At 70.3% G+C, this 12,107-nt stretch carries 11 protein-coding genes and 1 tRNA gene; 9 read left to right on the top strand and 3 right to left on the bottom strand.

From position 1 onward, the window contains the following. Window positions 1–8 precede the first annotated feature (8 nt). The 6 genes from ACZ5DS_RS09050 to ACZ5DS_RS09075 all read left to right on the top strand — a co-directional run bounded on the left by ACZ5DS_RS09050 (window position 9) and on the right by ACZ5DS_RS09075 (window position 7,990). Window positions 9–794, top strand: coding sequence for a GntR family transcriptional regulator (locus ACZ5DS_RS09050; protein ID WP_468235382.1), 786 nt, complete (start codon window positions 9–11; stop codon window positions 792–794). A 290-nt stretch (window positions 795–1,084) separates the two neighbouring features. Beyond that, window positions 1,085–2,398, top strand: coding sequence for an ABC transporter substrate-binding protein (locus tag ACZ5DS_RS09055; RefSeq protein WP_468235384.1), 1,314 nt, complete (start codon window positions 1,085–1,087; stop codon window positions 2,396–2,398). A gap of 8 nt (window positions 2,399–2,406) precedes the next feature. Then, complete coding sequence (locus ACZ5DS_RS09060) at window positions 2,407–3,387, top strand: carbohydrate ABC transporter permease (RefSeq protein WP_468235386.1); 981 nt, start codon at window positions 2,407–2,409, stop codon at window positions 3,385–3,387. After that, on the top strand, window positions 3,384–4,271 hold the full coding sequence (locus ACZ5DS_RS09065; RefSeq protein WP_468235388.1) for a carbohydrate ABC transporter permease: 888 nt from the start codon (window positions 3,384–3,386) through the stop codon (window positions 4,269–4,271). The genes ACZ5DS_RS09060 and ACZ5DS_RS09065 overlap by 4 nt, the downstream gene beginning before the upstream one ends. A 35-nt stretch (window positions 4,272–4,306) precedes the next feature. Further along, window positions 4,307–6,325, top strand: coding sequence for a beta-galactosidase (locus ACZ5DS_RS09070; RefSeq protein ID WP_468235390.1), 2,019 nt, complete (start codon window positions 4,307–4,309; stop codon window positions 6,323–6,325). Between the two features lie 267 nt (window positions 6,326–6,592). Beyond that, window positions 6,593–7,990: an amino acid permease gene (locus ACZ5DS_RS09075; RefSeq protein ID WP_468235391.1), complete on the top strand. Its 1,398-nt coding sequence runs from the start codon at window positions 6,593–6,595 to the stop codon at window positions 7,988–7,990. A 106-nt stretch (window positions 7,991–8,096) separates the two neighbouring features. Here ACZ5DS_RS09075 and ACZ5DS_RS09080 read toward each other — a convergent pair. Further along, window positions 8,097–8,170 (bottom strand) — tRNA-Pro (locus ACZ5DS_RS09080). Window positions 8,171–8,275: 105 nt separating this feature from the next. On the opposite strand from ACZ5DS_RS09080, the gene ACZ5DS_RS09085 reads away from it, so the two are divergent. Both ACZ5DS_RS09085 and cobF read left to right on the top strand, forming a co-directional pair. Next, window positions 8,276–8,833: a DUF309 domain-containing protein gene (locus ACZ5DS_RS09085; RefSeq protein WP_468235392.1), complete on the top strand. Its 558-nt coding sequence runs from the start codon at window positions 8,276–8,278 to the stop codon at window positions 8,831–8,833. A 67-nt stretch (window positions 8,834–8,900) separates the two neighbouring features. Continuing rightward, entirely contained in the window at window positions 8,901–9,698 is a 798-nt protein-coding gene (cobF, locus tag ACZ5DS_RS09090) for a precorrin-6A synthase (deacetylating) (protein WP_468235393.1), read from the top strand. Here cobF and ACZ5DS_RS09095 read toward each other — a convergent pair whose 3' ends face one another. Beyond that, window positions 9,699–10,445 (bottom strand): cobalt-precorrin-6A reductase, encoded by a 747-nt coding sequence (locus tag ACZ5DS_RS09095; RefSeq protein WP_468235395.1) that lies wholly within the window; start codon window positions 10,443–10,445, stop codon window positions 9,699–9,701. 79 nt (window positions 10,446–10,524) lie between these two features. Between ACZ5DS_RS09095 and ACZ5DS_RS09100 the strand changes: the two genes are divergently transcribed. Then, window positions 10,525–11,304, top strand: coding sequence for a TIGR01458 family HAD-type hydrolase (locus tag ACZ5DS_RS09100; RefSeq protein WP_468236376.1), 780 nt, complete (start codon window positions 10,525–10,527; stop codon window positions 11,302–11,304). Here the strand turns inward: ACZ5DS_RS09100 and ACZ5DS_RS09105 are convergent. Then, the gene (locus ACZ5DS_RS09105; protein ID WP_468235396.1) at window positions 11,293–12,066 is read right to left on the bottom strand and encodes a sulfite exporter TauE/SafE family protein; all 774 of its coding nucleotides are present in this window, start codon (window positions 12,064–12,066) and stop codon (window positions 11,293–11,295) included. The two genes, ACZ5DS_RS09100 and ACZ5DS_RS09105, sit on opposite strands and share 12 nt — an antisense overlap. Between the last annotated feature and the right edge of the window lie 41 nt (window positions 12,067–12,107).

Genomic DNA, 12,107 nt, shown 5'->3' on the forward strand with positions numbered 1-12,107 from the left:
GGTGCCCCGTGGCGAGGACCGGTGACTCCGCTCGTCCCGTGACCGTCTCCCCTCTCGACACCCTGGACTTCGACCTGGACCGCACCAGTCCGGTGCCGCTCTACTACCAGCTCGCCCAGCAGCTGGAGGCGGCCGTCGAACACGGGATCCTCGCCCCGGGGAACCTCCTGGGCAACGAGGTCGGCCTGTCCGCGCGCCTCGGCCTGTCCCGGCCCACGGTCCGACAGGCGATCCAGTCCCTGGTGGACAAGGGGCTGCTGGTGCGCCGCCGCGGTGTCGGCACCCAGGTCGTGCACAGCCAGGTCAAACGGCCCCTGGAACTGAGCAGCCTCTACGACGACCTGGAATCGGCCGGGCAGGGCCCGACCACCCGGGTACTGCGCAACGAACGCGTCCCGGCGACCCCGGACGTCGCCGCGGCCCTCGGCGTCGCGGAGGGCGCCGAGGTCGTCGTGCTGGAGCGGCTGCGCTGCACGCACGGCCGGCCGGTGGCGTTCCTGTGCAACTACCTGCCCGCGGGCCTGCTCGAACTCGGCACCGAGCGGCTGGAGTCGACGGGTCTGTACCGGATGATGCGCTCCGCGGGCATCACCCTGCACAGCGCCCGCCAGACGGTCGGCGCCCGCAGCGCCACCGCCGAGGAGTCCGCCCTGCTGGACGAGAAGGAAGGCGCGGCCCTGCTCACCATGCAGCGCACCGCCTACGACGACACCGGCCGGCCGGTGGAGTACGGCACCCATGTCTACCGGGCCTCGCGGTACGCCTTCGACTTCCAGCTACTGGTCAGACCCTGACAGCCGCTGGTCAGACCCTGAAGCGGAACCACTCGTGTTCACACAGCCCCCGCGGCCGCGGCTGCCGCGGGGGCCGTTTTGCCTGTCCTGCACCAACGGCGCAGGTGACGGTGACGATTACGTTTCGGGCAAGAGACACCCCAGTGCGACCGGAGCTATTGACGCATGAGCGGACATGGGGCTGTTATTACGCCCACGATGTTCGGTCGAGTTGGTTTCTGATCGGTTTCGAGGACCTTTCGGTGATCGGCTCATCCCCTTGACCGAACCCTGTTTCCTCAGGAGCCGCCATGCGCCTCTCCCCCTCCGGTCTTTCCGTCCCGGGTCCCAGTCGCCGCTCGCTGCTGCGCGGAGCGGGCGGTGCCGCCCTCCTCGCCGGCGCCGGCATACCCCTGCTGTCCGCCTGCGGCGGCAGTGGCTCGTCCTCCGACCCGAAGACCGTCACTCTCGGCTCCAACGCCTCGGACGCGGTGCCGAAGAAGGCCTTCGAGAGCGTCTACGCGGACTTCAAGAAGCAGTCCGGCATCACCGTCGATGTGAACACGAAGGACCACAACACCTTCCAGGAGCAGATCAACTCCTACCTCCAGGGCACGCCGGACGACGTGTTCAACTGGTTCGCCGGTTACCGCATGCAGTTCTTCGCGGCGAAGAAGCTGGCCACGCCGATCGACGACGTGTGGGCGAAGATCGGGGACAACTTCCCCGAGGCCATGAAGAAGCTCAGCAAGGGCGAGGACGGCAAGTACTACTTCGTGCCGCTGACCACGTACCCCTGGGCGGTCTTCTACCGCAAGAGCGTCTTCCAGCAGCACGGTTACAAGGTCCCCGCCACCTGGGACGAACTGGTCGCCCTGTGCAAGCAGATGAAGAAGGACGGCCTGGTCCCGATCGCCTTCGGCGACAAGGACGCCTGGCCGGCCATGGGCACCTTCGACCAGATCAACTTCCGCCTCAACGGCTACGACTTCCACGTCCAGCTGATGGCGGGCAAGGCCTCCTGGACCGACGCCAAGGTCCGGGCCGTCTTCGACCACTGGGCCGAGCTGCTCCCCTACCACCAGGAGGGCTTCATGGGCCGCACCTGGCAGGACGCCGCCCAGTCGCTGGTCTCGAAGAAGGCCGGCATGTACCTCCTCGGCTCCTTCGTGGCCCAGCAGTTCACCAACAAGGCCGACCTGGACGACCTCGACTTCTTCCCCTTCCCGGAGATCAACTCCGCGTACGGCCAGGACACCGTGGAGGCGCCCACCGACGGCTTCATGGTCAGCAAGAGCCCGAAGAACCACGCCGGTGTCGTCAAGCTGCTGGAGTACCTGGGCTCCCCGGCGGCCGAGCAGGTCTACCTGAAGACCGACCCGAGCGTGGTGGCCGCCTCCTCCAAGGCCGACACCTCCGCGTACTCGGCGCTGCAGAAGAAGGCGTTCGACATGATCAGCGGCGCCAAGACCCTGACCCAGTTCATGGACCGCGACTCCCGCCCGGACTTCACCTCCACGGTGATGCAGCCCTCGCTGCAGAAGTTCCTCCAGAACCCCAAGGGCGTGGACAGCCTGCTGTCGTCCATCGAGCGCCAGAAGAAGCAGATCTTCGCGTCCTCGTGAGCAGCCCGATGACGACGGACACGACGACGAAGTCCCCGGAGGCGGCCGCCGTGCCGCCTCCGGGCGCTGCTTCCCGCACTCCGCGGGCCACGCAGGGCCACCGGCGCCTGCTGACCCGCCGTGACCGGTTCACGCTCGCCCTGATGGCGGGCGTGCCCACGGTCCTGCACGTGATCCTGGTCTGGGTCACGGCCCTCGCCTCCATCGCGCTGGCCTTCACCACCTGGGACGGCATCGGGTTCGACTCGATCAAGTGGGTGGGCCTCGACAACTTCAAACAACTCTTCAGCGACAACCCGCAGTTCTGGCCGGCCGTCCAGCACAACGTCATCTGGTTCGTGGTGCTGATCCTGATCCCGACGCCGCTCGGGCTGTTCCTGGCCGTGCAGCTGGACAAGAAGATCCGGTTCAGCCGCGTCTACCAGACCGCGTTCTTCCTGCCGGTCGTCATCTCGATGGCGTGCATCGGCTTCGTCTGGCAGCTCGTCTACAACCCCGACACGGGCCTGATCAACAGCATCATCGGCGCCAACAAGCCCGGCCACTACATCGACTGGATCGGCGACCCCAAGCTCAACCTGTGGGCCGTCCTGATCGCCGCGTCCTGGCGGCACACCGGCTACATGATGATCCTGTACCTGGCCGGCCTGAAGAGCGTCGACCCGTCGCTGCGCGAGGCGTCCGCGCTGGACGGTGCGGGCGAGTGGCAGACGTTCAAGAACGTCATCTTCCCGACCCTGCGCCCGACCAACACGGTCGTCCTCGTCGTCACCATCATCGAGGCGCTGCGCGCCTTCGACCTGGTCTTCGTCTTCAACAAGGGCGCACAGGGCACCGAGTTGCTGTCGATCCTGGTGACGAACAACATCATCGGCGAGTCCAGCCGCATCGGGTACGGATCGGCCATCGCCGTCGTGCTGCTGGTCATCTCCCTCGCGGTGATCATCCCGTATCTGATCGCCACCTTCCGGAAGGAGCGGCGCGCATGAGCACCGTGAGCGCGCTCGGAAAGCAGCGTGCCCCGATCCGGCCGGCCCGGATCCTGCTGCACGTCTTCCTCGCGGGCACCGCCCTGGCCTGGCTCGCCCCGCTGCTCTGGGCGATCTTCTCGGCCCTGCGCCCGTACAGCGAGACCAGCGCCAAGGGCTACGTGTCCTGGCCGGACACGCTGAACCTCGACAACTTCAAGAACGCGTTCACGCAGTCCGACATGCTGCACTACTTCGGCAACACGCTGGTCATCGCCGTACCGGCCGTGCTGCTGACGCTGTTCCTGTCGTCGATGGTCGCGTTCTACGTCAGCCGGTTCGACTTCCGTCTCAACCTGGCGCTGCTGCTGGTCTTCACGGCCGGCAACCTGCTCCCGCAGCAGGTCATCATCACCCCGCTGTACCGGCTGTACCTGCTCACGGACCTGCCCGGCATCACGGCGAGCGGCAAGCTGTACGACTCCGCGCTCGGCCTGGTCCTCATCCACGTGGCGTTCCAGTCCGGGTTCTGCGCGTTCGTGCTGAGCAACTACATGCGCTCGCTGCCGCACGAGCTGACGGAGGCCGCGCTGGTCGACGGCGCCTCGGTGTGGCGGCTGTACTGGCAGATCACGCTGCCGCTGTGCAAGCCGGCGATGGCGGCCCTGGCCACCCTGCTGTCGATCTGGATCTACAACGACTTCTTCTGGGCCCTGGTGCTGATCTCGACCGGCGAGAACATGCCGATCACCTCGGCGCTGAACAACCTCTCCGGCCAGTACTTCACCGACCCCAACCTGGTGGCCGCGGGCGCCCTGCTCACCGCGATCCCGACGCTGATCGTGTACTTCGCACTCCAGCGCCAGTTCGTCAGCGGCCTGACCCTGGGCTCCAACAAGGGCTGAGGCGCGCGTACTTGAAAGAGAACGAAGAAAACCCAGTGAAACGCACCCTGTCCGTCCCCGGCCTCGCCTACGGCGGCGACTACAACCCCGAGCAGTGGCCCGAGGAGGTGTGGGCCGAGGACGTACGCCTGATGCACGAAGCGGGCGTGAACATGGTCAGCGTCGGCATCTTCTCATGGGCCCTGCTGGAGCCGTCCGAGGGCGAGTACGACTTCTCGCGCATGGACCGGATCCTGGACCTGCTGCACGAGAACGGCATCGCCGCCGACCTGGCCACGCCCACCGCGGCGCCGCCGGCATGGTTCTTCCGCGCCCACCCGGAGGCGCTGCCGGTCGACCGTGACGGCCGCACCATCTCGTACGGCAGCCGCCAGACGTTCTGCCCGTCCAGCCCCGCCTACCGCGAGGCCGCCCTGCGCATCGCGGGCGCGCTGGCCGAGCGGTACGCCGGTCATCCGGCCGTCGCCATGTGGCACGTGCACAACGAGTACGGCTGCCACAACGCGGCCTGCTACTGCGACACCAGCGCGGCAGCCTTCCGCCGCTGGCTGCGGGCCCGCTACGGCGACGACCTGGCAGCCCTCAACGACGCCTGGGGCACGACCTTCTGGTCCCAGTGGTACTACGCCTGGGAGGAGATCCTGCCGCCGCGCGCCACCGGCGCCGTACCCAACCCGACACACCAGCTGGACTGGCGCCGCTTCTGCTCGGACGAGCTGCTGTCGCTGTACACGGCGGAACGGGACGCGCTCCGGGCAGCGGCCCCTTCGCTCCCCGCCACCACCAACTTCATGGTGATGGCCACCTTCGACGCCCTCGACTACTGGCGCTGGGCACCGGAGCTGGACATCGTTGCCAACGACCACTACCTGATGTCCACCGACCCCGAGTCGGAGATCGACATCGCGCTGAGCGGCGATCTGATGCGCTCGCTGGCCGGCGGGCCGTGGCTGCTGATGGAGCACTCCACCGGCGCCGTGAACTGGCAGCCGGTCAACCGGGCGAAGAACCCTGGTGAGTTGCGTCGCAACGCGCTGGCCCATGTGGCGCGCGGAGCCGACGGCATCGCGTACTTCCAGTGGCGGGCGGCGAAGGCGGGCGCCGAGCAGTGGCACTCGGCGATGCTGCCGCACGCGGGCACCGACAGCCGGATCTGGCGGGACGTAGTGCGCCTGGGCGCCGACCTGAAGGCCCTGGCCGAGGTCCGCGGCAGCACCGGCACGGCGGAGGTCGCGATCGTCTGGGACTGGAACGCCCGCTGGGCCCTGGAGCTGCCCTCCCAGCCGAGCGGCGAGCTCCGCTACCTGGACCTGGTCCGGGCCTGGTACGAGCCGCTGTGGCGCGCGGGCGTGGGCGTGGACTTCGTACCGCCGGGAGCCGATCTCTCCGCCTACCGCCTGGTCCTGGCCCCGAACCTGTACCTGGTCGACGACGCTGGCGCCGCGAACCTCACGGCGTACGCCGAGCGCGGCGGCACCCTCGCCGTCGGCTTCCACAGCGGGGCGGTGGACGAGAACTGCCATGTACGGCTGGGCGGTTACCCCGGGGCGTTCCGGGACGTGCTGGGCGTCCGCTCCGACGAGCCCTTCCCGCTGCTGACCGGACAGCAGGTCGCTCTGACCGGTGCGGTGCCTCAGGGGGCGACGGGCACCCTGTGGTCGGAGCACCTGCGGCTGGAAGGCGCGGAGTCGCTCGCCGCGTACGCGGACGGTCCACTGACCGGAATCCCGGCGGTCACCCGGCACGCGTACGGCACGGGCGCCGCCTGGTACCTGGCCACGCTTCCCGACCCGGCCACGCTGACCGCTCTCCTGGACCGCATCCGTACCGAGGCGGGCGTGGAGCCGGTGCGGACCGCCCCGGCCGGTGTGGAGGTGGTCCGCAGGCGCGGCCCGGAGGCTGACTACGTCTTCCTCATCGACCACTCCGGGCGGGGCGCGCAGGTGCCCGTCGCCCCGGGTGCCACGGACCTCCTCACCGGCAAGGAGACGGCCGGCTCGGTCACGGTCGCGCCCGGGGACGTGGCGGTCGTACGGGAGCCGCGCGGTCAGTGAGCGAAGTCCAGCCGGGCGCGCTGCTCCTCTCCTCCGGCTGGGCCACCGAGGAGGCCCCCGGCGAGCTGGAGGACCGATGCCCGGGCTGCCCCTCGCGGCACCGCTGGACATATCCCGGCGGAAGGCACTTGCCGGCGCATTTTTTGCGGCTTACGCAGGGCCTGACGACACAAGAAGCGGCGATTTGTTCGCAGGTCAGGGCATCGCTGACCATGGGCTCGCCCGGCGATCCCGGGAACTCCAGTTCGATGAGAGGTACACCCACCCATGCACGTCACCGGAACCGCCCAGCAGCCGGCTCCGGCCCCCTCGGCAACCCCCGAGGTTTACGCCGAGGACTCCCACGGCAGCACCGACAGGCACGCCCGCCGCTTCGGACTGCCCGTCGCGACCGCCCTGGTCATGGGCAACATCATCGGCGGGGGGATCTTCCTGCTCCCGGCCTCCGTCGCCCCCTACGGCACGGTCGGCCTGGTCGCCTTCGGTGTCCTCACGGTCGGCGCCATCGCCCTCGCCCTGGTCTTCGGCCGGCTCGCCGAGCGCGACCCGCGCACCGGCGGCCCCTACGTCTACGCCCGGGAGGCCTTCGGCGACTTCGCCGGCTTCCTCGCCGCCTGGGCGTACTGGATCACCACCTGGGTGTCCAACGCAGCGCTCGCCGTCGCCGCCGTCGGCTATCTCGACGTACTGGTCCCGGTCAACGACCACCGCTGGACCGCGTGCCTGGCCGCACTGACGCTGCAGTGGCTGCCCGCGCTCGCCAACTTCGCCGGCACCCGATATGTAGGCGCGGTCCAACTGGTCTCCACCGTGCTGAAGTTCGTGCCGCTGCTGCTCGTCGCGGTCGGCGGGCTGTTCTTCTTCGACCCGGAGAAGCTCGGCCCGTTCAACGCCACCGGCGGCAGCGCCGTCGGCGCGGTCTCCGCCTCCGCCGCCCTGCTGCTCTTCTCCTACCTCGGTGTGGAGTCCGCCGCCGTCAGCGCGGGCGAGGTGAAGAACGCCCGCCGGAACGTGGGGCGCGCCACCGTGATCGGTACGGCCGGTGCCGCGCTCGTGTACCTGCTCGGCACGCTGTCCGTCTTCGGCACGGTCGCACACGACCGTCTGGTGACGTCCACCGCGCCCTTCTCGGACGCCGTGAACACCATGTTCGGCGGCACCTGGGGTGGTTGGGCCGTCGCACTCGCCGCGCTGGTGTCGATGACCGGCTGCCTCAACGGCTGGACGCTGCTGAGCGCCCAGACCCCGTACGCCGCCGCACGGGACGGCCTGTTCCCGGCAGCCTTCGCGCATCGCCGCCGGGGCGTGCCGACCGTCGGGGTCGGTGTCACGGTCGCCCTGGCCTCGCTGCTCACTGTCTACAACTACCTGTCGGGCTCGGCGAAGGTCTTCGAGGTCCTGGTCCTCGTCACGACGTTCACGGCGACCGTGCCGTACCTGCTGGCCACGGCCGCCCAGGTCTTCCACCTGGCCACCGGCCGACGCAAGGCGGTCGACCGGGCGCGGTTCGTCCGTGACTCCGTGATCACCGCGACGGCGGCCGCCTTCTCCATCTGGCTCGTCGCGGGCGCGGGCTACGCGGCGGTGTATCAGGGCGTGCTGTTCCTGTTCGTGGGGATCATCGTCTACGCCGTGATGGCGGGCCGACGCGGACGGAAGGCGTGATCCGGCCACGGCGTTGACGCCCCATGCCGTCGATCGGTCCCCGAAAACGATCGAGGGGCCGTGTCAGATCCCTCTGACACGGCCCCTCGACTCACGTTGCCGCAAGTCGGGACGACAGGATTTGAACCTGCGACCCCTTGACCCCCAGTCAAGTGCGCTACCAAGCTGCGCCACGTCCCGATGCGCTCACTCGCGGTGACCCGCGTGATCGCGCGAACAGAACTTTACCCCATGGGCGGGGGTGCGCCGAAGAGGGACCGGGGCAGGGCGGGGACAATCGGTCGTATGGGAAACGCGGGCGCAGCGGCAGGGCGGTCGGAGAGCAGTCGGGAGCGGGACGTGGCGGGGGTGTCGCAGGGCGGCCGGGACCGGGACGTGGCGGGGCGGGCGCGGAGCGCGCGGCCGCGGGACGGGCTGGGGCGGCCGCTGTCGTACGGGGCGCAGGGTGTCGCCCGGCAGCCGGAGGGGGTCGTGCGGACCCCGCAGGAGACGGTGACCGAGGCGCAGGCGCTGCTCGACGCGGGTAAGCCCTTCCACGCCCACGAGGTGTTCGAGGACGCCTGGAAGTCGGGTCCCGAATCCGAGCGGACGCTGTGGCGGGGGCTGGCCCAGCTGGCGGTGGGCCTCACGCACGCGGCTCGCGGCAACGCCACCGGCGGGGCACGGCTGCTGCGGCGCGGCGCGGGCGCGATCGAGGAGTGGGCGGCCGAGAAGGGCGAGGCACGGCCGTACGGGATGGATCTCGCCGGGCTCACCGGGTGGGCACGGGCGCTGGCCGTGCGGGTGGCGGGAGGGGAGGGGCCTGTCGACGCCGGGGCCGAGGCGCCGCGGCTCGGTTGCTGAGCCGGGTCGGCGCGGGGCACGCGGAGGCGGTGGGCTCACCGTCAGTGGCATGCGGCAGACTCGGGGTGTGCGAAAGATTCATGTCATCGGTATCGGTGCGGGCGATCCTGACCAGCTGACCCTGCAGGCGGTCAAGGCGCTGCGGAGCACGGACGTGTTCTTCCTGCTCGACAAAGGCGAGGTGAAGAGCGATCTGACCCAGCTCCGCCTGGACATGCTGGACGCACACCGGCCCGAGGGCGGGTATCGGGTGGTGGAGGCCCGGGACCCGGAGCGGGACCGCGCGGCGGGCGGGGCGTCGTACTCGCCGGCCGTGGAGGACTGGCGCAGTGCGCGCGCCGGGATCTACGAGCGGCTGATCGCCGGGGAGCTGGGCGAGGACGGCACCGGGGCGTTTCTGGTGTGGGGGGATCCGTCGCTGTACGACAGCACGCTGGCGATCCTGGAGGAGGTGCTGGAGAGAGGCGCGGTGGAGTTCGAGTACGACGTGGTGCCCGGCATCAGCAGCGTCTCCTCGCTGGTCGCCCGGCACCGCACGGGTCTGAACCGGGTGGCGCGGCCGGTGCAGATCACCACGGGGCGCCGGCTGGCCGAGGGCTTCCCGGAGGGGGTGGACGACGTCGTCGTGATGCTGGACGCACACCAGACCTTCCGGCAGTACGCCGAGGAGGACATCGACATCTACTGGGGCGCGTACATAGGCACACCGGACGAGATCCTCGTCTCCGGCCCGATCGCCGAGGCGGGCCCGCGCATCGAGCGGCTGCGCGCCGAGGCCCGGGAGCGCAAGGGGTGGATCATGGACACGTATCTGCTGCGCAGGCATGCCGATCCCGAGAGACAGGGTGAGCAGCAGCCTCGGTGATCAGGGGCCGTCGAAGCCCAGGCGGTGCAGTGCGGTCGTCACGTCCGGTACCGGCGTCACGCCGTCGGGGAGCGGGGGGCGTCGTACGACGACCACGGGCAGCCCGAGTTCCCGTGCCGCCGTCAGCTTCGCGGCCGTCGCCTCGCCACCGCTGTCCTTCGTCACCAGCACGTCGATGCGGTGGGCGCGCAGCAACTCGGTCTCCTCGGCGAGGGTGAAGGGGCCGCGGGCCAGGATCACCTCGGTGTGCGGCGGCAGGGGCGCTTCGGGCGGTTCCACGGACCGCACGACGAAGTGCAGGTGCGTCAGGTGCGCGAAGGCCGCGAGGCCCAGGCGGCCGGTGGTGAGGAAGACCCGGCGGCCCAGGCCGGGCAGGGCCGAGGCGGCCGAGGCCAGGGATTCGGCGTCGTACCAGCGGTCCTCGGGGCCCGGCCGCCAGCCGGGGCGGCGCAGGACGACCGCCGGAACCCCCGTGGCCGCCGCCGCGCGGGCGGCGTTCGCCGTGATCGACTCGGCGAAGGGGTGCGTCGCGTCGACGACGGCGTCCACCTCGTGCGCGCGCAGCCAGTCGGCGAGCCCCTCCGCGCCGCCGAAGCCGCCGATCCGTACCTCGCCGGCCAGCGCTCCCGGGCGGGTGACCCGACCCGCCAGCGACGTGGTGACCCTGACTCCGGGGCGGGCCGCGAGGTCGGCGGCGAGGACGCGGGCCTCGGTCGTGCCGCCGAGGATCAGGACGTGCGGGGACATGAGGGTGAGCGTAGGGGATGCCCTGATGTGCCTGGATCCGCGGGGAGCCCCCACCCGCTAGGGTCCGGGCATGGCTTCCGTGGCGTCCGTGCGTGCCGTGCTCATCGACATCGACGGGGTGCTCACCGTGTCCTGGCGGCCCCTGCCGGGCACGGTGGAGGCCCTGCGGGCGGTCCGGGAGGCCGGACTTGGGGTCGCGCTGGTGACCAACACCACCTCCAGGACGCGTGCGTCGATCGCCGAGACGCTGTCCGCTGCCGGTTTCGACGTGACCGCACAGGACGTGCTCACCGCGCCCGCGGTGACCGCGGCTCACCTCGCCGAGCACTTCCCCGGCGCCCGCTGCGCCCTCCTCAACAGCGGGGACGTCCGGGAAGACCTCGCGGGCGTCACGCTGGTGGACGAGAGTCCCGATGTGGTCGTCGTCGGAGGCGCCGGTCCCGAGTTCGGCTACGCGGAGCTGAACCGGGTGTTCGGACATCTGCAGCGGGGTGCGCGGCTGGTGGCCATGCATCGCAACCTGTACTGGCGGACGGACGCCGGTCTGCAGTTGGACACGGGTGCCTTCCTCGTCGGGCTGGAGAAGGCCGCGCGGGTCGAGGCGGAGGTCACCGGCAAGCCGTCACCCGCGTTCTTCGAGGCGGCACTGGCCCGGCTGGGGGTCGGCGCCGACCGGGCCCTGATGGTGGGCGACGACATCGAGTCGGACGTACTGGCGGCGCAGCGGGCCGGGATCACCGGTGTCCTGGTGAAGACGGGCAAGTACCTGCCGGAGACGCACGAGAAGGCGAGCGGTACCCCGGACCACGTCGTGGACTCCTTCGCGGACCTCCCGGCGCTGCTCGGGCTACCGCAGTAGCAGCTGCACACCGCCCACGATCGTCGCCGCGATCACCAGCTGCTCGAACAGCCGCTGGTTGATCCTGGTCACAGCCCACGTGCCGAACAGCGCACCGGGCACGACGAACACCGCGAGTGCGGCGTCAAGATGCAGTGAGCGGCCGTCGATCAGGCCGAGTCCGGCGCTGAAGGGCACCTTGGACACGTTCACGATGAGGAAGAAGAAGGCCGACGTGCCAAGGAACCCGAGCTTGCGGAAGCCCGCGGACAGGAGATACATCGACATCACCGGCCCGCCCGCGTTCGCGACCATCGTCGTGAACCCGCCCAGGACGCCGTACGAGCGGGCCTTCATCCGGCCCGCCCGGGTGGTCACCGCGTCCGGTTCGTCCCCCGCCTCGGCCCGGCGGCGCCGCCACAGCGTGACCCCGGCCATCAGCAGCAGGATCGCACCGATCGAGGTCCGTACGATCGCGTCGTCGGCCCACACCAGGAACAGCGTGCCGACCACCACGCCGACCGCGACCGCCGGGAACAGCCGCCACAGCGTGGGCCAGTGGGCGTGCCGCCGGTAGGTGAGGACGGCGAGCACGTCGCCCGCGATCAGGACCGGCAGCAGGACGCCGGTGGAGGCGCGGGCGGGCAGGACCGCCGCGAAGACGGCGAGACTGACCGTGTTGGCCCCGCTCACGGCGGTCTTGGAGAAGCCCACGAGCAGCGCCGCGAAGGCGAGCGCGGCGAACTGCCAGCCGGAGATGTGCCAGAGAGTCATCGTGTTCATGCGAAGACCGATGCTATGCGCACGCAACCGGCGGCGTAAGG

This window comes from Streptomyces sp. NPDC031100 (genome assembly GCF_055570785.1).

Coding starts and splice junctions, on each gene's coding strand:
- ACZ5DS_RS09055 (WP_468235384.1), top strand. CDS start 1,085: ATGCGCCTCTCCCCCTCCGGTCTTTCCGTCCCGGGTCCCAGTCGCCGC.
- ACZ5DS_RS09060 (WP_468235386.1), top strand. CDS start 2,407: ATGACGACGGACACGACGACGAAGTCCCCGGAGGCGGCCGCCGTGCCG.
- ACZ5DS_RS09065 (WP_468235388.1), top strand. CDS start 3,384: ATGAGCACCGTGAGCGCGCTCGGAAAGCAGCGTGCCCCGATCCGGCCG.
- ACZ5DS_RS09075 (WP_468235391.1), top strand. CDS start 6,593: ATGCACGTCACCGGAACCGCCCAGCAGCCGGCTCCGGCCCCCTCGGCA.
- ACZ5DS_RS09085 (WP_468235392.1), top strand. CDS start 8,276: ATGGGAAACGCGGGCGCAGCGGCAGGGCGGTCGGAGAGCAGTCGGGAG.
- ACZ5DS_RS09095 (WP_468235395.1), bottom strand. CDS start 10,445: ATGTCCCCGCACGTCCTGATCCTCGGCGGCACGACCGAGGCCCGCGTC.
- ACZ5DS_RS09105 (WP_468235396.1), bottom strand. CDS start 12,066: ATGAACACGATGACTCTCTGGCACATCTCCGGCTGGCAGTTCGCCGCG.